Source organism: Microcoleus sp. AR_TQ3_B6 (assembly GCF_036702785.1).
GTDB lineage: Bacteria > Cyanobacteriota > Cyanobacteriia > Cyanobacteriales > Microcoleaceae > Microcoleus.
In genome coordinates this window covers 1-1,099 of sequence record NZ_JAUBVJ010000246.1, presented here as the reverse complement: position 1 = coordinate 1,099, position 1,099 = coordinate 1, and the positions used below count along the sequence as shown (strand labels likewise).

General features: G+C 45.7%; 1 protein-coding gene. It reads right to left on the bottom strand.

Annotated elements, in window-relative coordinates; translation table 11 throughout:
* A partial coding sequence (locus QUB56_RS36985; RefSeq protein ID WP_332961316.1) for a formyltransferase family protein occupies positions 1 to 937 on the bottom strand: 937 nt, incomplete at its 3' end.
* Between the last annotated feature and the right edge of the window lie 162 nt (positions 938 to 1,099).

Below are 1,099 nucleotides of genomic sequence, written 5' to 3'. Positions count from 1 at the left end.
GCTCCGGCTCGATGTCTTTAAACTGATACCCAACATGCAGTCCAAATCTCGCGACCAAATCAGGAATCGGTAGCACTTGACCACCCATAGTTAGCACCTGGCGCAGCGCTACGGAGTAACTTGCTGTAGAAACTTTAACAAAACTGGGTTCAATGGCTGTTATCGTTCCAGGAGGAGACTTAGGCCCGTCACCTAATACTTCGAGCTTAGAGACTACGATCGAGTTGTTCCCTATGACCAACTTTGCCAGACCTAATGGATTTGGGTATGGACCAAAGTCTAAAGCCCTAACGAAGGCATCTATGTCATGGGCACAACAATTGAATGAGAGCACACCTCCAGCACGAGGCCTTTTGTAGCGCCCAAAATAGGTTCGCTCATCTAGGTTTGGCTTTCTCCCCAAAACTTGACCACTGGAGAGTTCGTCAATTAACTCAGCAAATGAACAAATGGCAGCCTCATAACACTTCCCATTGAGGGTAAAAGCAGTCTCGTCTGAGTTAATTTCGACGGAAATCTGCTTGAGGATATTACCCGCGTCAACCATAGCGGTCATCACATGCCAGGTAACCCCATGAGTCTTCTCCCCATGCATCAAAGCCCAAGAGGTAGCATTCACTCCCGCATACCTTGGCAGGAGGGCGTCATGGTAGTTGATGGCCTCAATGCGCGGTAACTCCAAAATTTCTTTGGGTAAAACGGAGTTGTTGACAATGCTGAACAGGTAATCAAAAGGCTGCTGGCTTAAAAATGCTACGAGATTATCTGTTTGCTGGATGTGAGGTATGTCCTTTCCTTTCGCCCAGCTACTTATCGATGCATCAGAGGAGATGACGCCTAAAATCTCATGACCCCGCTCTAAAAGAAGTTCAGCACATTGGATAGGTAAAGTTCCTTCTCCAATAAGAAAGCAACTAAATTGATTCTGAGTATACATATTTTTATTGCTTATAGTTTGAGCAAATCAACTCAACAGTGTTTGCTACAGGGTCTTTCCACGGCGAAATAAAATCACTTCATTCCCTATTAAGGAGGACGGGAGAGAGTAAGTAAATATCGCCCCCACGGGGAACAGAATCAAAAAAGTTTCCTCCCACGA